The organism is Stenotrophomonas sp. 116085_Sma, assembly GCF_056479585.1.
On the sequence record NZ_CM151057.1, the window covers coordinates 2,190,684 to 2,207,282 of the forward strand.

Consider the following 16,599-nt stretch of genomic DNA (forward strand, 5'->3'; position numbering starts at 1 on the left):
TCATTTCTCGAGCAGGGGCGAGAGCCGGACCATCAGCTCCGCCAGGATCACGAACAGGGACAGGCCCACCAAGGGCCGCGCGGCGAACAACCGGTACAGGCCGAGGCTGGCGAGCAGACGTGAGGTCAGCATCGACAGCGCCAAGGCGGCAGCGGCCACGGCGAGCAGGCCGGGAATGAGCACGCCATCAATGGAAAGATCAGAAGGCATGAGGTCAGTGCCGATGGGTATGCGGGGAAACGAGCAGATCGCGGCGCAACCCACAGAGCAGGTGCGACAGATGCTCCTGCTCAACCCCGCTGCTGGCCGCCGCTGTCTCGCGCATGCGGTCCAGCAGTTCCAGAAGATGGGTGTCGACACTGCGTGCCGCGTGGGCGCGGATCCTGAAATGTGCGGCGACGTGTTCGATCAGCGCCGCATGAAACGCTTGCGTGCGTGGATCGTGCAGACGCGTGTCCAGTGCGCGGAGCTGGTTGGATGCATGTGCCGCGCGAACGTCCGCAAACAACGCCCGCAGGTCGTGTGCTGCGCTGGCACGGCCCTGCAACCTGGGAGCGAGCAGCCCGATTCGATCCAGCATCCGGCTGAGCCAGGCGCGGGTCACATCACCTTGTCCGGCGGCGTGTCGTGCGATGTCCCGGCGGATCGAGCGCTCCAGCCGTGCGCGGTTGCGGCCCGCATCGGCGGTCTGGAAAAGCTGCATGCTGCACAGTGCTACCGTCGTACCCACGAACAACGCAACGCTGTTGTTGAGCGCGCCGACGATGTTAACCGTGCTGGTCGCACCGAGGCCCGCGATGAGCGGGAAGGTCAGTACCACGCCCAGGGCGGCCATGATGAACGGTGGCCGGGCAAGGAACGATCCGCACAGCAGCAGCACCGGCGCGAGCGCGGCAATCAGGCCGGTGATATCGGACAACGCGGGGAAGATCAGCAGACCGTAGAGCAGGCCGACGGCCACGCCGATGCACGATCCCACCAGGTAGCGCATGACATGCGGTGCCGGCGCTTCGATCGTGCCGAATAGCACGCACGCCGTGCCGATGATGGACACCGCCGTGGCGCCCTCCGACCAGCCGGTAGCGATCCATAGAACGCAGCTCAGCAGGATGCCGACGAACGCGCCCAGCGCGCTACGCAGGGCAAGCCGATGATCCCGGTGAAGTACCGCACCCTGCGCATGTCGCACAAGGCGAGCAGGTACATGCCGGCGCCAGTCGGAGCGGGCAGTGCGCAGTTGTGCCTGCAGCACGCGGCAGTCGGCGTGGGCGAGGTCGAGCTCGGTCTGTTGCGCGGCGAGGCCGGCCTGCAGGAGATTGCGCCACCCGGTTGAATCCATCTGCGGTGAACGCAGCCGGTCGATGGAATCTTCCACCGCGCTGGACAGCATCAGGACGTCCAGCATCCGGTCATGCAGGGCACGCAGGATCTGCACCTGCGCCACGCCGTGGGCGCTGTCGAAGGGCAGGTGGATCGACAGCACATGCAGCTCGAGCAGGTCGGCGGCCACTTTCGAGCGGTCCGTCGCCAGCACCGTGTCCGATGCACCGGCCCGCATGTCGCGTGTCCATCGTTCCGCATCATCCAGCACAGCGGCAACCCGCGCGTGCACGCGCATCGAGACCCGGCGCGGCAGCACCAACCCGTGGACCAGCGTTGCGGCCAGGATGCCGATGGCGATTTCCTGCACCCGCGTGATGGCGATGGTGAACACGTCTCCCGGCACCATCACCGCAGGAAACCCAATCAGGCTGGTGGTATAGCCGGCCAGCAGGAACGCATACGCACGCGGCGTGCGGTCGAGCATCGCCAGGTACAGGCACAGCGCCATCCACGCCGCGAGCGCGGCGCTCAGCACCAGGGGGGCATTGGCAAATCGTGGCACCAGTGCGACGGTGGCGAAGGCCCCGCCCACGGTGCCGAGCAGACGGAACAGGCCGCGGCTGAGTGTCGCCCCGGAAAGGGGCTGCGACACCAGATAGACCGTGCCGATCACCCAGAACGGGCGATTCAGGCCGATCCTTAGAGAGACATACAGCCCCAGCGACGCGGCGAGCAGGCATTTGAACGAGAACAGCACTGCTTCCTGGTCGGTCCTGAGGGCAGGGCTTTTCAATCGGGCAAATGCCTGGAGCACGTGGGGGCGGAACGGGGTGGGGTAGGGCATGCGGCTCATGCTAGTGATCGGCCGCCATGGCGAATTTCGCTACAATGACAATCAATCGCTGAAACCGGTCAATGTGAGAATGGCTCGCATTTTGCTCCCCGGCTTTGACCTCGACCCGGACGAGACCGATCGCCCGGCGGTCGCCAGCCGCCTGCAGGTGGCCGAGCACGACGCGGAAATTCCCGTGCATGAGCACCGCAAGGGTCAACTGATTCTTGCGCTGCATGGGGCGGTGACCTGCGAAGTGGCCAATGCGTTGTGGATCGTGCCGCCCCAGTGTGGCGTCTGGATTCCGGGTGGCATGCCGCACAGCAACCGCGCCACCGCCAACGCGCGCCTGTGCTACCTGTTCGTCGAGCCCGGCATCGTCGATCTGCCCATGCAATGCGTGACGCTGGCGATCTCCCCGATGCTGCGCGAGATGATCCTGCACCTGGCCGACGCGCCGCTGGACTACCCGCATGGCAGCCACACCGACCGGCTGGCGCGCGTGTTGCTGGACGAGCTGGTACAGATGCCGGCCGAGCACCTGTCGTTGCCGGTCAGCCATCACCCGAAGGTGCGTGCATTGGCTGCGGCATTGTCGGCTGATCCGGCAGACCGCAGCACCATCAGCCAGTGGGCCGTGCGCCTGGCCCTGGGCGAGCGCACGTTGACCCGGCTCATCGAACGGGAAACGGGATTGTCCTTCGGGCGCTGGCGGCAGCAGCTGCACCTGCTCATCGCCATTCGTGAACTTGCCGCGGGTGCACCGGTACAACGCGTTTCCGAGACGCTGGGCTATGAGTCGGTGACGGCCTTCATCACGATGTTCAAGAAAGCGCTTGGCCTTTCCCCGGCGCGGTACTTTGCCGTGCGGCTGCGCGGGCAGTAGCGGGGAACAACGGGGGAAGCCGTTGCCTGGAACGTGCGCGATATCCAGGGCCGCATCAGCCAGATCGGCCTGACCCGGCCCGGCCAAGCCCGCCAGATCGTCGTGAACAACGTGACCTATGCGGCCTTCGGACCGGCGACCGGTTGGACTTATGGCAACGGCCGCCAGTTGCAGCGCCCGCTGGACCTCGACTATTGCCCGCAGGCGGTGCACGACCCGGCGGCAGGCGGCCTGTCGCTGGGCTACGGCTATGACCCGGTCGGCTCGGTCACCGAGCTGAAGAACGGCACGGGCTCGACGGTGCTGGCCAAGTACGCCTACGACACGCTGGGTCGCCTGACCCAGACTCAGGACGGCGCGACCGGCACGCCGATCGAAACCTATGCCTACGACGCCACGGGCAATCGGACCGCGCTGACCACCTCGGCAGGCACCGCCAGCTACACCTATCCCGCAACCAGCCACCGGCTGACCGCCGTGGATGGCGAAGCGCGCACCCAGGACGCGGTGGGCAACACCACCAGCATCGGCAGCAAGACGTTCATCTACAACGATGCGAACCGCATGAACGCGGTGAGGCAGGGTGATGCCGTGCTGGAAAGCTACGGTTACAACCATCGCGGCGAGCGCGTGCTGCGTACTCCAGCCGGTGGCGCAGCTCAGATCACGCTGTACGATGAGGCCGGACAGTGGCTGGGCAGTTATTCCGCCACGGGCGAGGCCCAGCAGCAGGCCATCTGGCTGGACAACTACCCGGTGGCACTGATCAATGTGCCAAGCACTGGTGTGCCGGAGCTGGCCTACGTCCAGTCGGATCACCTAGGTACGCCGCGCGTGGCGTTCGATCGGGTACGGAATGTCTCGATCTGGGAGTGGAGCAACAAGAGCGAGGTATTCGGCACCCAGATTCCGAGTGCCGATCCGGATGGCGATGGTGTGGCGTTCGAACTGGCGTTGCGCTTCCCGGGCCAGCAGGCCACGGATGCGAGCGGGTTGTTCTACAACCATAGTGGTTCGATCAAAACATCAAGGGCGACTCCAGCGCTGACTCCGCTGCGGATCAGCTGGCAAACCGCCTCGGACGATCATCTGGACAAATGAGCCGTACGCGAAGTTGCTCGCAGATGTGCGGGAGCTATCGACCCGGTGGAAACTTCCCTTACTGATGACTCGGATGCCTCAGATGTACGCTCCCCAGCTGCTCCCAATCGTGACGCTGTCAATCGCACTTTCTGGTTGCATGGAAGTTGCCAGCACCGAGTATGCAGACCGCAATCAAGCCGTCTCAAGGCAAGCAATCGGTGAATCCAAATGGTTGCCTTCATGGTTGCCAGAGGATGCAGTCAATATACGCGAGTCGCACGACATTGACACAAATGAATCGTGGCTGGTTTTCCGCCTGACCAGCGGGGCTCTTACTTTGCCCGAAGAATGTAGGCTGGTGAGCAGGCCGGAGGTGTCCGGCGCGCGAGTCATGCGGAGATTTCCACAGTTTGCTCGCAGCGCGTGGTCACGAGAATCAAGCTACTCCGGGATGTTCTATCTGTGCCCGGAGGGTGATGCTGGTCGCTGGGTCATGCGCGATGAAGAACAGGGCCTTGTTTACAGCCGAATAGCGCTATAAGTGGCCGGGCGGTCTCGCCTGGGAAGCGAAATGCGTGGCTGGCACTTGGCGATCTCCTTTCCCGGTGCCTGGTTCGCTACTTTCCGGCCGAGCGTCGAGGTCCGGCATGGGTCACATCGACCTCGTCACTGGCCATGTTCGCGAATGGGAAGGCGCTGTCTGAGCATTGCAGGTTCCGGCAGGTCCTGGGGCGCGTGGCCGTGGTGACGACTGTATGGGAGGGGTTCTGTGATATCGGCTCCATGGCCTATTGTGGCTGCAGCGCAGGCGGCGGGTGGAGGCGAATGGAAATGAAAGACAAAATGAGAGAAAGAGAGGCGCTGTCGCCAACTGGCTTCTATGACCAATACTATGCGGACAGTGGCCTGGATCAGGAAGTACAGCTCATACAACCGGAACGAAGTGGAACGGATGATTGAGCTGTTTTGCACGCAGCAGGAGCGGCTGGGTGTGTACGAAATCCTCAGGCAAGGAACCAATCGCCTGATCCATGAAGTGCTTAAACTCATCTAAAGATGCGCGAACGAACACCACCACAATACAGACACCAGGGTGCACAATCATTCCACTGAGACTTGTGAGCTAGGTCGCGGTGTCGGAGGGTAGACAGTGCTAGGCTCGCGCATCGAGGCATGTGAAAGCCTCGATGATTTGTTACAAGCTCTGGAGATGTCGCATGAAATGGAAGGTTCTAGGATGCTCCGCAGCACTTCTTGTATCCACCTGTGCTTTGGCGCAGGTGCCTGACGCTGACACGCAAGAAGGCAAGGAGATGCAGATTCAGATTCACAGCTATATGAGTGAACACCCCACGGTCTCGATAGACGAAGCAATCACGCGCCTAGCGGTACAAGGTGAGGTGATGTCGGATATTGAAGCGTTGCGTATCGAGTTCGCAGATCGTCTAACGGAGCTGTCGATAAAAGACGCGCCAGATCAACACATCTTGGTTCAACTCAAGGGGCCAGATCCAGTCGCGGATCGAACGATTACCACCGAGAGCGGGACGACCCGTGTGGTGTTCGAGGTTGGTCACAAGTACACCCAGGACGAATTTTACGCGCTCCTTGCTCAGCACAGACCTCTTCTTCACAGCGCCATACCAGGCATCACGGGGACGACTGGGTTCCCAGGCGAAGAACGGGTGCTGATTGACATAAACGGCGACAGCCGCCAAGCAGAAGAGTTGAAGGATACAATCAAGAAGCTTGAAAGAGTCACCGGTCTCAAGATTGAAGTCCGCCCCAACATGCCGAAGTCGGTCAACGCGGAGTATGTTGTTGGCGGCGCCCCCCTCCAATCCAACAATAGCTACTGCACCTCAGGATTTCCGGTTATTCATAAGGCCACTGGACGAAGGGGTATCACCACTGCGGCGCATTGCCCCGACAATCTAATCTATGGCAACTACGCAACCGGCGCAGGGAAGTACACCGTGCCGCTGACGTTCGTGGACCAGATCAATGATGCGAGCCACGACGTTCAGTGGCATACGGTGGGGTCACACACACCGCTACGGGAGGTGTATGCCACCTCCACTTCGGATTACAGTAGGCGCCGCATCATGTACATGTGGACCAACGCTACTCAAGGCCAGAGCATGTGCTTCAGAGGCGTCACCAGCCAATACACCTGCGGAACAGTCGTGAGCATCAAGCACAGGCCCGAGCTCGCATGCGGTCCAACCGGAAACCTTCCCTGCGCGGACGCGTGGATACGCATCGAAGGATCGTCGTTGGCGTGCGGATTTGGAGATAGCGGTGCCGCTATCTTCTTCGGAGACAATGGATACGGCATTGTCGCTAAAGCAAGCCTGAAAGACGGAAGTTGCAAGGGAGTCTCCGCAATGCCTTGGGGCGCAGTCAGCGCATTAGGGCTGGAGGCAGGCGGTTAGTCGCTACAACGAAACGTCCGGCTGAGGATGCTGGCTTTGCATCCTCAACCGGATATCCGCGATCGACTCTTTTTAATTGATTAAGTGAGCACGCCCGGTCCCTCTGGAGTTGAGGCGGTCAAATCGATGCTGGACGTGGTGAAGGAGAAGAATGTTAAGAAGCTGGGCGGGGTCTGATTCAAAGGTTAATCGTCCAGTGCTTCCTGGGTAGCCATCAGCCGCCAAGTGCATGCCGCGTGTCGAACTTTATTGGGGCGGCTCGTCGCTGGCGCGGTGGCGCTGTCTTGGGTTCTAGAATATCTCGATGTGCAGGGCGACGTTTGCGCGTGTCTCGTCGTGATTGCTTTAGATCCTCGGCTTTGTATGTTTCCCGCTACTGTCGCTGGAAGACGTTCTCCATCGATGCGTTGTCATGGCTGTTTCCTATCCGGCTCATGCTGCACAGGATGTCTGCTCGCGCAGAACGCTCTGCCAGTTTTACTGGGGGGAGAGCGAATTGAGTTCGCCAAGGTTGACGATAACGAGCCGAGACTCGCTGATCTTCTTGATCGTTGGAAGGCGGTCGGCTATCCGCTGTCCGGTCTGAAGTGTTTTCGTATCGAGACCAGCTCGACCGGAAGCGTCATTCTGATCTACGCCAGGACATGGCGGATCGAGCATCTGTCGATGGCGGATGCGGTGCCCTGAAGGACATTCCGTGCCCAGATTGCTCACCCCCGACGAGGTCTCCCTCATCCATAGGCTGCTGCCGGAGACGACCGAGCTGTCCGAACGGTTGTTGAAGGATCTGGCGCTCGCCCAGGTGGAGGACGTGGAGGTCGTCGGATTCGGGGGCGTGGTGTTCCTGTCCAGCACGACCCAACGCTTCGGAAGTGACATTGCCACGGCCATGCTCGCCGATGCCGACGGTGTGCCGGTGAGAGTCACCCTGTGCCTGGACAATCACGATCAGCTCTTCGAGCTGGAGCTGTGCAAAGTGGACTTCTCACCGATCATCGGGGTCGATCTGAGGAGCGCTTTCAGCGAGCACTGACACCTGCTGAAAGCGGTCCTCGCCGAAGGGCGCGGCGCATCGCGTTCACCCTTCGGGCTGCAACCGCCCCACCGCCTGCGCGCACAACGACTGGCAGGCCATGACCAACCCCTCCATCACCCGGTCGCCCACGTACTCTTCCGGTTCGCCATTCTGCCGGGTGCGTTCGGCCGCCATCAGCATTTCCAGCACTACCCGCAACCCGTTCAACTCACAATCGGCATCGGCCAGGGCCAGGCAGCGCCCGGGCAGCTGATGCCGCTCCGGCCAGGGTTGTCCGTCGGCCGCCGCACCGGAGCCGATGCGGTGGAGGTTGGCGATGAAGGTGTTCCTGTCCATGGCAGGCGCAGCCTGTGGCGAACCGTCGTCGCCGGCGGCGCTGCGGTAGGCGTGCAGATGCGGGAAGTCCGATTCGTTCATGGCGAGGCTCCGTGCAGGGCAATCGGTAGCCGCCACCCGAAAGGTGGCGGGCGGTACGTGGTTCGAATCCGGGTTGGCCTCAAGCCGGCGGGCGCGAACGCCCCCAACGCACCGCCCGCCATAGCCGGCAGACGGATTGCCAGCCGGCGCCACGCATGGTGACGCCGGCTGGCAAGCGCACTTACTCAAGGCCAACACGGGATTCGAAACCCGGCCACCCTTTTCCGGTGGCACGCCATCTGAGCCCCTGGCGCTGTGCAATGCCAATCAGAAGAGTTGCAAACATCACTCGATTGGAGACGCTTTTGACATTGTCCTACGCTGTTAAGCCCCGCCAGTGCTGGCTGGCGTAGCGATCCACCCGCAACGTGCAATCTGCGACAGGTGTCGAGGTTGTCACGGCGAACGGGACGGGCGGGGAGGGCCTATCACGACAGGCGGTGCCAATTCAGGCTGCGTGCCTCGCGGGTTGACGCTTTCAGCGCCCCAGCGCACTCTGCGGGCTGGGGTCGACAACCCGTTCAGGGGCAGGGCTGCAGGGTGGTACCAAGAGGCGGAACAGCGATGAGCCAACTCACCGACAGCTTCGGACGCAGCTTTCCGTACCTGCGCTTGTCGCTCACCGAAGCCTGCAACTTCCGGTGCAGCTACTGCCTGCCCGACGGGTACCAGGCCGATGGCCACCCGCGTTTCCTGCAGGTGGAGGAGATCGGCCGCCTGGTGCGGGCCTTTGCCGCGCTGGGCATGAGCAAGATCCGCCTGACCGGTGGCGAGCCCAGCCTGCGCAAGGATCTGGACGAGATCATCGCCACCGTGGCGGCGGTGCCGGGCATCCGCAAGGTGGCCATCACCACCAATGGCACGCTGCTGCCGCGGCGCCTGCCGGGTTGGCACCGGGCCGGCCTGACCGCGCTGAACGTGAGTATGGACAGCCTGCAACGCGAGCGTTTCCACACCATCACCGGCCACGACCGTCTGCCAGAGATCCAGCAGGGTCTTGCGCTGGCGCAGGCGCTGGGCCTTTCGGCAATCAAGCTCAACGCAGTGCTGCTGCGCGGCCTGAACGACGACGAGCTCCCGCAGTGGATGGAGTACCTGCGCGATCGCCCCTTCAGCGTGCGCTTCATCGAACTGATGCGTACCGGCGACAACGAAGCCTATTTCCAGCGCCACCACCTGCGCGCCGAAGTGGTGATCGAGCAGCTGCTGGCCGCCGGATGGCGCGAACGCCCGCGCGTGGCCGATGCGGGCCCGGCGCGCGAGTTCAGCCACCCTGACCATCGCGGCAGCATTGGCATCATCGCCCCGTACTCGCGTGACTTCTGCAAGGGCTGCAACCGTTTGCGGGTGACCGCCAAGGGTGATCTGCGGCTGTGCCTGTTCGGCGAGTTCGGCGTGCCGCTGCGCCCGCTTCTGCAACGCGACGATGACCATGACGCGCTGCTGGCACGCATCACCACCCAGCTTGGCCTGAAAGCGGCCGGGCATGGACTGCACCAGGGCCAGACCGGGCTGACCCCGCACCTGGCCTCGATCGGAGGATGAGCAACACGATGAGTGGGGAATTGAATGCGGCCTTCCACATGGCCGATGTCCGTAACAAGCGCATCAGCCGCCGCCGTGCGGTGGCGGTGGGCGAGCTGCATGCCGGTCCAGTGGCCTATCCGCTGATCGTCGAGCGCCGCCTGCCCAAGGGCGATGCGCTGGTGATGGCCGAGATTGCCGGCCTGCAGGGCGCCAAGATGGCGTCGATGCTGATGCCGCTGTGCCATCCGTTGCCGCTGGAGCTGGTGCAGGTGTTCTGTGCGCCGGTGCCGGAACGGCAGGCGATCCGCGTGTGGTGCGAGTGCGCGAGCGAGGCGCGCACCGGCGTGGAGATGGAGGCACTGGCCGGCGTCAACGCGGCGCTGCTGACCCTGTACGACCTGAGCAAGCCGGTGGAGCCGGCCCTGCGCATCGAAGGCATCCGCCTGCTGTTCAAGGAAGGCGGCAAGCGCGGGGTCTGGCTGCACCCGGACGGCATGGACGAGGCCGAGCGTGCGCGTTTCAAGCCGCGTGCACCGAAGGGGTTGGAGGGTGCGGCCTGCGCGGTGATCACACTGAGTGATCGCGCCAGCGAGGGCAGTTATGAGGATGTGTCCGGCCCGACCCTGGTGACCGGCCTGAAAAAGCTGGGGGGCGAGGTGGTGGCCGCCGAGGTACTGCCCGATGGCATCGAGCCATTGGCGGGCCGCCTGCAGGCCTTGGCCGCCGAGGGCGTGCGCCTGTGCCTGTGTACCGGAGGTACCGGGCTGGGCCCGCGTGACCTGACCCCGGAGGCGCTGCGTTCCTTGAACGCGCGGCCGGTGCATGGCCTGGCGCAGATGGTGCGGGCACTCAGTGCACAGCACACGCCGATGGCCTGGCTGAGCCGCGCCGAGGTGGTGCAGCTGGGCAACATGCTGGTGTTCGCATTGCCCGGCAGCCCGAAGGCGGCGGCGCAGTGCCTGGACATCCTGGCGCCGGTACTGGGCCACGCCCTGGCGATGGTCGAGGGTGGTGGCCACTGATGATTGCCTACAGCGAAGCCTTGCAGCACCTGCTGGACGCGGCCACGCCGCTGCCGGCCGAGCGCCTGCCGCTGCATGAGGCCGGCGGCCGTACCCTGGCCAGTGACATCCACAGCGGGCAGTCGTTGCCGCCGTTCGACAATTCGGCGATGGACGGCTTCGCGCTGCGCGCCAACGGCGCGACGTTCGAAGCTGGTACCGAGTTCGCTGTGCAGGGCTGGCAGGCAGCCGGTGATGCCGGCGCCGAAGGCGGCGAGGGTGCCTGGGAAATCATGACCGGTGCGCGCATGCCGGCCGGGCTGGATACGGTGGTACCGGTCGAGAACGTGGAGATCCTCGCCAGCGAGGATGGCCGCCCGACCCGCATTGCCCTGAAGGCATTGGTGAAGCCGGGCCAGAACGTGCGCCTGCGTGGCGAGGATGTAAGCGACGGCGAGCGCGTGCTGCAGGCCGGGCAGGTGCTGGACATCAACGCGCGCACCCTGCTGCATGCCATCGGCGTGGGCGAGGTGGCGGTGATGGCGCGGCCAAAGGCGGCGGTGATTGCTACCGGCAAGGAGCTGGTGACCGAGGCGGCGCAGACGCTGGCATCCGGGCAGATTCGTGACAGCAACCGGCCGTATCTGGTCGGCCGCCTGCAGGCCGCCGGTGCCGAGGTGGTCTGGCAGGGCACGGTGGGCGATGAGGTGGCGGCGTTCAACGCGGTGCTGGATGAAGCGCTGGACGCGGGTGCTCAGCTGTTGATCAGCACCGGCGCGGTGTCGGCCGGCCGCTACGATTTCATTCCCGACGCGCTTCGCGGCCGGGGTGCGCGCATCGTGTTCCACAAGGTGGCAATCCGCCCGGGCAAGCCGTTGCTGTTTGCGGTGCTGCCCAATGGCGCGCTGTATTTCGGCCTGCCCGGCAACCCGGTGTCGGCTGCGGTGGGCCAGCGCTTCTTCGTCGAGCCGGTGCTGCGCCGCCTGCTGGGGCTGGCACCGGAGCCGGTGCTGACGTTGCCGCTGCAGGCCGACGTGCGCACGCCGCCGGGCCTGCGCTTCCACGCGCGGGCGCGGGTGGAAGTGGACGCGCAGGGCCGCCTGAGTGCGCGCGTGCTGGCCGGGCAGGAGTCGTTCCGTTTGATGTCCATGCTGCAGGCCAACGCCTGGGTGGTGCTGGAAGGCGAGGGCGGTCTGGCCCCTGCCGGCACGCCGGTGCGTGTGCAGGGCTGGGGTCATCAGGACCCGGTGCAGCTGGCGAGCCAGGAGCCGTAATGAGACAGGTAAATCTGCAGTTGTTCGGCGCGTTCTCCGATCTGGATGCCAGCCGCGAGATTGCCGTGGAGGTGGCCGGCGGCACCGTGGCCGATCTGCGCCAGGCGCTGCGCGAGCTGCTGCCGCTGCGTTGGCCGGGTTTCCGTGCCGGGCTGCTGGATTACTCGGCGTTCGCCGACCAGCAACGCGTGCTGCGCGACCACGAGGCGTTGCCCGACGATGGCCGGGTCGCGATCCTGCCGCCGGTGAGCGGGGGCTGAGCGATGAGCGAGACGATCATCGCGAAGGTGGTGGACCGCGCGCAGGCGGCGATTGATCCGGCCGAAGGCATCGCGGCGGTCTCCGATCCGGGCTTCGGCGGCATCGATGTGTTCATCGGCAAGGTGCGCGACGTCAATGTGGGCCGGCAGGTGACCGGGATCACCTACGACCTGTTCGAGCCGTTGATGCTGAACGAGTTCAAGCGCCTGGCCGCCGAGGTCGAGGCCACGTTTGGTCCGAAGCTGAAGCTGTATGTGGCACACGCCAAGGGCCGGTTGGGCATCGGCGATGTGGCGGTGGTGGTGGCCGCCGGCAGCCCGCACCGTGACGAGGCGTTCCGCGCCTGCCGGCAGTTGATCGAGGTGGTGAAACACCAGTGCCCGATCTGGAAGCAGGAGCATTACGAGGACGGCGACAGCCAGTGGAGCGAAGGTTGCAGCCTGTGCCATGCGGACGATGAGCCTGCGCATGCGCACAGCCACAGCCCGTGACGCCAGTAGATCCACGCCATGCGTGGATAGCGCTCTCCCGGCGCACCCGGCCGACGCAGCCACGCATGGCGTGGCTCTACCATGAATGGAACCATCAACGGCATCGTGTTGGCCGGTGGCCTGTCGAGCAGGATGGGCCGCGACAAGGCAACGCTGCCGTGGCAGGGCCGCACCCTGCTGGAGCACATGCGGGGCCTGTTGACGCAGGCCGGCGCGCGCGAGGTCTGGATCAGCGGCAACTACCCGGCCTTCGGCGGCATCCCCGATCGTGTGCCCCGATGCGGGCCACTGGGCGGGCTCTACAGCGTGGCAATGCAGATGCCTGACGAGCCGGCATGGGTGGTGCCGGTGGACACGCCGCGGTTGAGCGCGGTACTGCTGCAGCGACTGTGCCTGGCAGGAGACACTCCCTGCGTGGTGTTTGCCGACGAACCATTGCCGATGCGGTTGCAGATCGATGATCATTGCCGCCGCGTGCTGCAGGAATTGATTGAAGATCCGAGGGCACGCCGTTCGCTGCGTGCCCTGCAGGAACGCCTGGGCGTGACCCGGTTGCCACTGGCGCCAGGGGATCAGGCGTTGCTGCTCAACTGCAATACCCCATCGGAATGGGAGTCCACCGCACCATGAAAGTCCAGCTGCAACAGCAATCGATGCGCCTGCGCGTGGATGAAGAGGAACTGGCGCGCCTGCTGGTCGGTGAGTCGGTGGAGAACCTGACCCGCTTTGGCGGCAGCGGTGGCTGGGGTGTGGCACTGTCGTTGCATGCCGGCGATCAGGCGGTGCTGCTCGATGGCGGTACGTTCTGCCGGCTGGTGCTGCCGCGCGAAGCCGTGGAGGCACTGGCGGCGCGCCTGCCGTGCCGTGAGGGTCTTGGCTTCGGCATCGCATTGGATGACGACAGCATGCTGCAACTCCAGTTCGACGTGGATGTGCGCGACAGCGTGCGGCAGCGCGGTGCGCAACGGCGTTCGAAGCCTGCGTCGGAGTAGGTGCATTGCGCAGGGGCGGGCGGCATGCTGTCGTATGATGGGGGCCTTCGTTCCTGCGTCGCTGCAATGCCCCTGAACCCCTCTGCTCCTTCTCTGCTGCGACCGGCCACGCCCAATCCTGCGGCGGCCGATGACGGTGATGCGCTGCATTTCTGCAGCACCTGCGCGTTCTCCGATGCCTGCACGTCGCAGGGCTATGACAAGACCGCGCTGGGCGAGCTGCATGTGCTGGTTGACCACGTGGGGCCGTTCCAGGCCGGTGACTACCTGTTCCGTGCCGGTGATCCGTTCGATTCGATCGCCGCCGTGCGTGCCGGCATGGTCAAGACCTTTGTCGATGACAGCCAGGGCAACGAGCAGGTGCTGGGCTTCAACCTGCCCGGTGAAGTGATCGGGCTCAATGCCATCCACGGTGCGCGCTTTCCCTGCAATGCCGTGGCGCTGGACACGGTCTATCTGTGTCGCATCTCCTTCCCGCGATTGAGCCTGCTGGCCACCCGCATGCCGGGGTTGCAGGCACGGCTGTTCAGCCTGCTCAGTGCCGAGATCGGCAAGGTCGCTACGTTGGCCGCCAACCATCGCACCGAGGAGCGCATGGCGGCGTTTCTGCTGGATCTTTCCGAGCGCTATGCCCGGCGCGGATTCTCGGCTACCCGCTTCAACCTGAGCATGGCCCGTACCGAGATTGCCAACTACCTGCGGATGGCGCCGGAGACGGTGAGCCGGGTGCTGCGCCGGTTGAGCGACGAGGGTGTGATTGCGGTGAACCAACGTGAGATGCTGTTGCTGCAACCCGAGCGGCTGGCGGAACTGGCCGTGACCCGGGAACCCGGACTGGACTGATCAGACAACCAAGGGGCCGACCATGAAGCGAGTGGGGCTGTTGTTGCTCGGAATGCTGGCTGCAGTTCCGGCCTGGGCGGCCGACCTGACGGTGTCGGCGGCGTCGAGCCTGACCGAGAGCTTCCGTGAACTGGGCGCGGCCTACGAGAAGGCGCACCCGGGCACCAAGGTCGACTTCAACTTTGCCGCGTCTGGCGTACTGCTGCAGCAGATCAGCCGCGGTGCACCGGTGGATGTATTCGCCTCGGCCGACGAAACCACGATGGACCAGGCGCAGCAGCAGGATCTGCTGGCCGCCGGTAGCCGCGAGGTGTTCGCGGTGAATGCGCTGTGGGTGGTGGTGCCACCGCAGGCCAAGGTGGCGCCGCGTACCTTGAAGGACCTGGCCGGTGCTGGTGTGCAGCGCATCGCGCTGGGCAACCCGGACAGCGTGCCGGTAGGCCGCTATGCCAAGGGAGCACTGGAAGCGGCGGGCCTGTGGCCGTCGGTGCAGGGCAAGGCCATCACCACGCAGAACGTGCGCCAGTCGTTGGACTACGTGGCACGCGGTGAAGTGGATGCCGGCTTTGTCTATGCCACCGATGCGCAGGCGATGCCCGACCGGGTGCGCCGCGCCTTTGCGGTGCCGGTGGCCGGTCGCATCGCGTATCCGCTGGCAGTGATCAAGGCCAGTGCACAGCCGGCGGAGGCCAAGCGCTTCACCGCCTTCGTGCGCTCGGCTCAGGGCCAGGCGATCCTGGCTAAACACGGGTTCGGCAAGCCCTGAGGCATGGATCTGGACTGGAGCGCGCTGGGGTTGTCGCTGAAGGTGGCCGGTTGGGCCACCGCGATCAACCTGGTGCTGGGCGTAGCACTGGGCGCCCTGCTGGCGCGTCGGCGCTTTCCCGGCCGCGAGCTGCTGGATTCGCTGCTGACCCTGCCGATGGTGCTGCCACCGACGGTGCTGGGTTACTACCTGTTGGTACTGATCGGTCGCAACGGCCCTATCGGGGCGTGGCTGCAATCGTGGTTCGGCATCAACCTGGTGTTCACCTGGCAGGCGGCGGTGATCGCTGCGGCGGTGGCCTCGCTGCCGTTGGTGTTCAAGCCGGCACGCGCGGCGTTCGAGGAAGTGGACGGGCAGCTGGAGCAGGCCGCACGCACGCTGGGTGTGTCCGAAGTGGCGGTGTTTTTCCGCATCACGCTGCCACTGGCGTGGCGCGGCATCCTCGCCGGCCTGCTGCTGGCGTTTGCGCGCGCGATGGGCGAGTTCGGTGCGACGCTGATGGTGGCCGGCAGCATTCCGGGCCGGACGCAGACGTTGTCGATCGCCATCTACGAGGCGGTACAGGCCGGCCAGGACGGCAAGGCCAATGCGCTTGTGATCCTGACCTCGGTGGTCTGCATCGTGATCCTGTTGCTGGCCGCGCGGCTGGTGGGCGGGCGTCGCCGGGAGCCGCGCGATGTGGCTTGAACTGCAGGTACAGCGCCGCCTGCAGGCGGCCGCCCAGGATTTCGTGTTGGACGTATCGCTGCAGTGCACGCAGCAGCAGGTGGTGTTGTCTGGTCCGTCCGGTTCCGGAAAGAGCCTGACCCTGAAAGCGGTGGCCGGGTTGCTGCGGCCACGCCAGGGCCATGTGCGCCTGCAGGGACAGACCCTGTTCGATGCGGCCACCGGCGTGGATCTACCGCCGCAGCGCCGCCGGATAGGCTATGTGTTCCAGGACTACGCATTGTTCCCGCACCTGAGCGTGCGCCAGAACGTGGCATTCGGTCTGGAGAAGGGGTGGTTGAATCCGCGGATCGGCCGGCGCATCGATGCGGTGGAGCAATGGCTGCAGGCGTTCCGTATCGACACGGTGGGTGATCTGCTGCCCTCGCAGGTGTCCGGTGGCCAGCGCCAGCGCACGGCGTTGGCACGTGCGCTGGTGACGCAGCCGCAGGCGCTGTTGCTGGATGAGCCGTTCTCCGCGTTGGATCATGACCTGCGCCAGCATCTGCGCCAGGAGCTGGAGACCGTGCTGGACCGGACCGGAATCCCGTTGCTGTTGATCAGCCACGACCCGCAGGATGTGGCGATGTTCGGCCAGCAGGTGGCGCGCGTGGTGGACGGCCGTATCGTCGGGGGGTGACCCGGCACCTGTAGAGCCGAGCCCATGCTCGGCTGCTCTACCGCCAACAGCAGCCGAGCATGGGCTCGGCTCTACAGGATCAACGGA

19 protein-coding genes and 1 pseudogene are annotated in these 16,599 nt (G+C 64.9%); 16 read left to right on the forward strand and 4 right to left on the reverse strand.

From position 1 onward, the window contains the following. Both ACZK0Z_RS10295 and ACZK0Z_RS10300 read right to left on the reverse strand, forming a co-directional pair. Positions 1 to 210: a DUF1656 domain-containing protein gene (locus ACZK0Z_RS10295; protein ID WP_197633119.1), complete on the reverse strand. Its 210-nt coding sequence runs from the start codon at positions 208 to 210 to the stop codon at positions 1 to 3. Between the two features lie 4 nt (positions 211 to 214). Further along, positions 215 to 2,176 carry an FUSC family protein gene (locus tag ACZK0Z_RS10300; protein WP_459018118.1) on the reverse strand — a complete coding sequence of 654 codons (1,962 nt, stop codon included), beginning with the start codon at positions 2,174 to 2,176 and terminating at the stop codon, positions 215 to 217. A gap of 70 nt (positions 2,177 to 2,246) precedes the next feature. Between ACZK0Z_RS10300 and ACZK0Z_RS10305 the strand changes: the two genes are divergently transcribed. The 3 genes and pseudogenes from ACZK0Z_RS10305 to ACZK0Z_RS10315 all read left to right on the forward strand — a co-directional run bounded on the left by ACZK0Z_RS10305 (position 2,247) and on the right by ACZK0Z_RS10315 (position 4,665). Then, the gene (locus ACZK0Z_RS10305; protein WP_197633120.1) at positions 2,247 to 3,041 is read left to right on the forward strand and encodes a helix-turn-helix domain-containing protein; all 795 of its coding nucleotides are present in this window, start codon (positions 2,247 to 2,249) and stop codon (positions 3,039 to 3,041) included. Between the two features lie 18 nt (positions 3,042 to 3,059). Then, positions 3,060 to 4,049, forward strand: a pseudogene (locus ACZK0Z_RS10310) (RHS repeat-associated core domain-containing protein); the annotation flags it as partial. Positions 4,050 to 4,281: 232 nt separating this feature from the next. Then, positions 4,282 to 4,665 carry a YbbD-related protein gene (locus tag ACZK0Z_RS10315; protein ID WP_478449661.1) on the forward strand — a complete coding sequence of 128 codons (384 nt, stop codon included), beginning with the start codon at positions 4,282 to 4,284 and terminating at the stop codon, positions 4,663 to 4,665. Positions 4,666 to 5,049: 384 nt separating this feature from the next. On the opposite strand, the gene ACZK0Z_RS10320 is transcribed toward ACZK0Z_RS10315, so the two are convergent. Then, positions 5,050 to 5,229, reverse strand: a complete 180-nt coding sequence (locus ACZK0Z_RS10320; RefSeq protein ID WP_152906546.1) for a hypothetical protein — start codon at positions 5,227 to 5,229, stop codon at positions 5,050 to 5,052. 112 nt (positions 5,230 to 5,341) lie between these two features. Between ACZK0Z_RS10320 and ACZK0Z_RS10325 the strand changes: the two genes are divergently transcribed. Continuing rightward, the gene (locus ACZK0Z_RS10325) at positions 5,342 to 6,559 is read left to right on the forward strand and encodes a S1 family peptidase (RefSeq protein WP_065428059.1); all 1,218 of its coding nucleotides are present in this window, start codon (positions 5,342 to 5,344) and stop codon (positions 6,557 to 6,559) included. 697 nt (positions 6,560 to 7,256) lie between these two features. Beyond that, complete coding sequence (locus tag ACZK0Z_RS10330) at positions 7,257 to 7,592, forward strand: DUF6984 family protein (RefSeq protein WP_049426758.1); 336 nt, start codon at positions 7,257 to 7,259, stop codon at positions 7,590 to 7,592. A gap of 45 nt (positions 7,593 to 7,637) precedes the next feature. Here the strand turns inward: ACZK0Z_RS10330 and ACZK0Z_RS10335 are convergent, their stop codons facing one another. Next, positions 7,638 to 8,012, reverse strand: coding sequence for a hypothetical protein (locus tag ACZK0Z_RS10335; protein WP_197633121.1), 375 nt, complete (start codon positions 8,010 to 8,012; stop codon positions 7,638 to 7,640). 564 nt (positions 8,013 to 8,576) lie between these two features. On the opposite strand from ACZK0Z_RS10335, the gene moaA reads away from it, so the two are divergent. The 11 genes from moaA (at position 8,577) to ACZK0Z_RS10390 (ending at position 16,512) form a co-directional block, all read left to right on the forward strand. After that, complete coding sequence (gene moaA, locus ACZK0Z_RS10340; protein WP_197633122.1) at positions 8,577 to 9,557, forward strand: GTP 3',8-cyclase MoaA; 981 nt, start codon at positions 8,577 to 8,579, stop codon at positions 9,555 to 9,557. An 8-nt stretch (positions 9,558 to 9,565) separates the two neighbouring features. Continuing rightward, positions 9,566 to 10,561 carry a bifunctional molybdenum cofactor biosynthesis protein MoaC/MoaB gene (gene moaCB / locus ACZK0Z_RS10345; RefSeq protein WP_100443832.1) on the forward strand — a complete coding sequence of 332 codons (996 nt, stop codon included), beginning with the start codon at positions 9,566 to 9,568 and terminating at the stop codon, positions 10,559 to 10,561. Further along, a complete protein-coding gene (locus tag ACZK0Z_RS10350; RefSeq protein WP_197633123.1) occupies positions 10,561 to 11,814 on the forward strand; it encodes a molybdopterin molybdotransferase MoeA in 1,254 nt (417 codons plus the stop codon). Before moaCB ends, ACZK0Z_RS10350 begins: the two co-directional genes overlap by 1 nt. Then, positions 11,814 to 12,074 (forward strand): MoaD/ThiS family protein, encoded by a 261-nt coding sequence (locus ACZK0Z_RS10355; protein WP_005413671.1) that lies wholly within the window; start codon positions 11,814 to 11,816, stop codon positions 12,072 to 12,074. The genes ACZK0Z_RS10350 and ACZK0Z_RS10355 overlap by 1 nt, the downstream gene beginning before the upstream one ends. Before the next feature lie 3 nt (positions 12,075 to 12,077). Beyond that, positions 12,078 to 12,566, forward strand: coding sequence for a molybdenum cofactor biosynthesis protein MoaE (locus ACZK0Z_RS10360; RefSeq protein WP_478449596.1), 489 nt, complete (start codon positions 12,078 to 12,080; stop codon positions 12,564 to 12,566). Between the two features lie 81 nt (positions 12,567 to 12,647). After that, positions 12,648 to 13,196 carry a molybdenum cofactor guanylyltransferase gene (mobA, locus tag ACZK0Z_RS10365; protein ID WP_049432823.1) on the forward strand — a complete coding sequence of 183 codons (549 nt, stop codon included), beginning with the start codon at positions 12,648 to 12,650 and terminating at the stop codon, positions 13,194 to 13,196. Then, positions 13,193 to 13,558, forward strand: a complete 366-nt coding sequence (locus ACZK0Z_RS10370; protein ID WP_049432820.1) for a hypothetical protein — start codon at positions 13,193 to 13,195, stop codon at positions 13,556 to 13,558. The genes mobA and ACZK0Z_RS10370 overlap by 4 nt, the downstream gene beginning before the upstream one ends. A 66-nt stretch (positions 13,559 to 13,624) precedes the next feature. Continuing rightward, entirely contained in the window at positions 13,625 to 14,401 is a 777-nt protein-coding gene (locus ACZK0Z_RS10375) for a helix-turn-helix domain-containing protein (protein ID WP_197633125.1), read from the forward strand. Between the two features lie 22 nt (positions 14,402 to 14,423). Then, positions 14,424 to 15,167, forward strand: a complete 744-nt coding sequence (gene modA / locus ACZK0Z_RS10380; protein WP_197633126.1) for a molybdate ABC transporter substrate-binding protein — start codon at positions 14,424 to 14,426, stop codon at positions 15,165 to 15,167. Between the two features lie 3 nt (positions 15,168 to 15,170). Then, positions 15,171 to 15,854, forward strand: coding sequence for a molybdate ABC transporter permease subunit (gene modB, locus ACZK0Z_RS10385; RefSeq protein WP_197633127.1), 684 nt, complete (start codon positions 15,171 to 15,173; stop codon positions 15,852 to 15,854). After that, the gene (locus ACZK0Z_RS10390) at positions 15,844 to 16,512 is read left to right on the forward strand and encodes a sulfate/molybdate ABC transporter ATP-binding protein (RefSeq protein ID WP_197633128.1); all 669 of its coding nucleotides are present in this window, start codon (positions 15,844 to 15,846) and stop codon (positions 16,510 to 16,512) included. The genes modB and ACZK0Z_RS10390 overlap by 11 nt, the downstream gene beginning before the upstream one ends. The last annotated feature ends 87 nt before the right edge of the window (positions 16,513 to 16,599 follow it).

Coding starts and splice junctions, on each gene's coding strand:
- ACZK0Z_RS10390 (WP_197633128.1), top strand. CDS start 15,844: ATGTGGCTTGAACTGCAGGTACAGCGCCGCCTGCAGGCGGCCGCCCAG.
- ACZK0Z_RS10375 (WP_197633125.1), top strand. CDS start 13,625: ATGCCCCTGAACCCCTCTGCTCCTTCTCTGCTGCGACCGGCCACGCCC.
- moaCB (WP_100443832.1), top strand. CDS start 9,566: ATGAGTGGGGAATTGAATGCGGCCTTCCACATGGCCGATGTCCGTAAC.
- modB (WP_197633127.1), top strand. CDS start 15,171: ATGGATCTGGACTGGAGCGCGCTGGGGTTGTCGCTGAAGGTGGCCGGT.
- ACZK0Z_RS10360 (WP_478449596.1), top strand. CDS start 12,078: ATGAGCGAGACGATCATCGCGAAGGTGGTGGACCGCGCGCAGGCGGCG.
- moaA (WP_197633122.1), top strand. CDS start 8,577: ATGAGCCAACTCACCGACAGCTTCGGACGCAGCTTTCCGTACCTGCGC.
- ACZK0Z_RS10370 (WP_049432820.1), top strand. CDS start 13,193: ATGAAAGTCCAGCTGCAACAGCAATCGATGCGCCTGCGCGTGGATGAA.
- ACZK0Z_RS10335 (WP_197633121.1), bottom strand. CDS start 8,012: ATGAACGAATCGGACTTCCCGCATCTGCACGCCTACCGCAGCGCCGCC.
- ACZK0Z_RS10300 (WP_459018118.1), bottom strand. CDS start 2,176: ATGAGCCGCATGCCCTACCCCACCCCGTTCCGCCCCCACGTGCTCCAG.
- ACZK0Z_RS10320 (WP_152906546.1), bottom strand. CDS start 5,229: ATGATTGTGCACCCTGGTGTCTGTATTGTGGTGGTGTTCGTTCGCGCA.
- ACZK0Z_RS10295 (WP_197633119.1), bottom strand. CDS start 210: ATGCCTTCTGATCTTTCCATTGATGGCGTGCTCATTCCCGGCCTGCTC.
- ACZK0Z_RS10350 (WP_197633123.1), top strand. CDS start 10,561: ATGATTGCCTACAGCGAAGCCTTGCAGCACCTGCTGGACGCGGCCACG.
- ACZK0Z_RS10315 (WP_478449661.1), top strand. CDS start 4,282: ATGGAAGTTGCCAGCACCGAGTATGCAGACCGCAATCAAGCCGTCTCA.
- modA (WP_197633126.1), top strand. CDS start 14,424: ATGAAGCGAGTGGGGCTGTTGTTGCTCGGAATGCTGGCTGCAGTTCCG.
- ACZK0Z_RS10325 (WP_065428059.1), top strand. CDS start 5,342: ATGAAATGGAAGGTTCTAGGATGCTCCGCAGCACTTCTTGTATCCACC.
- ACZK0Z_RS10305 (WP_197633120.1), top strand. CDS start 2,247: ATGGCTCGCATTTTGCTCCCCGGCTTTGACCTCGACCCGGACGAGACC.
- mobA (WP_049432823.1), top strand. CDS start 12,648: ATGAATGGAACCATCAACGGCATCGTGTTGGCCGGTGGCCTGTCGAGC.
- ACZK0Z_RS10355 (WP_005413671.1), top strand. CDS start 11,814: ATGAGACAGGTAAATCTGCAGTTGTTCGGCGCGTTCTCCGATCTGGAT.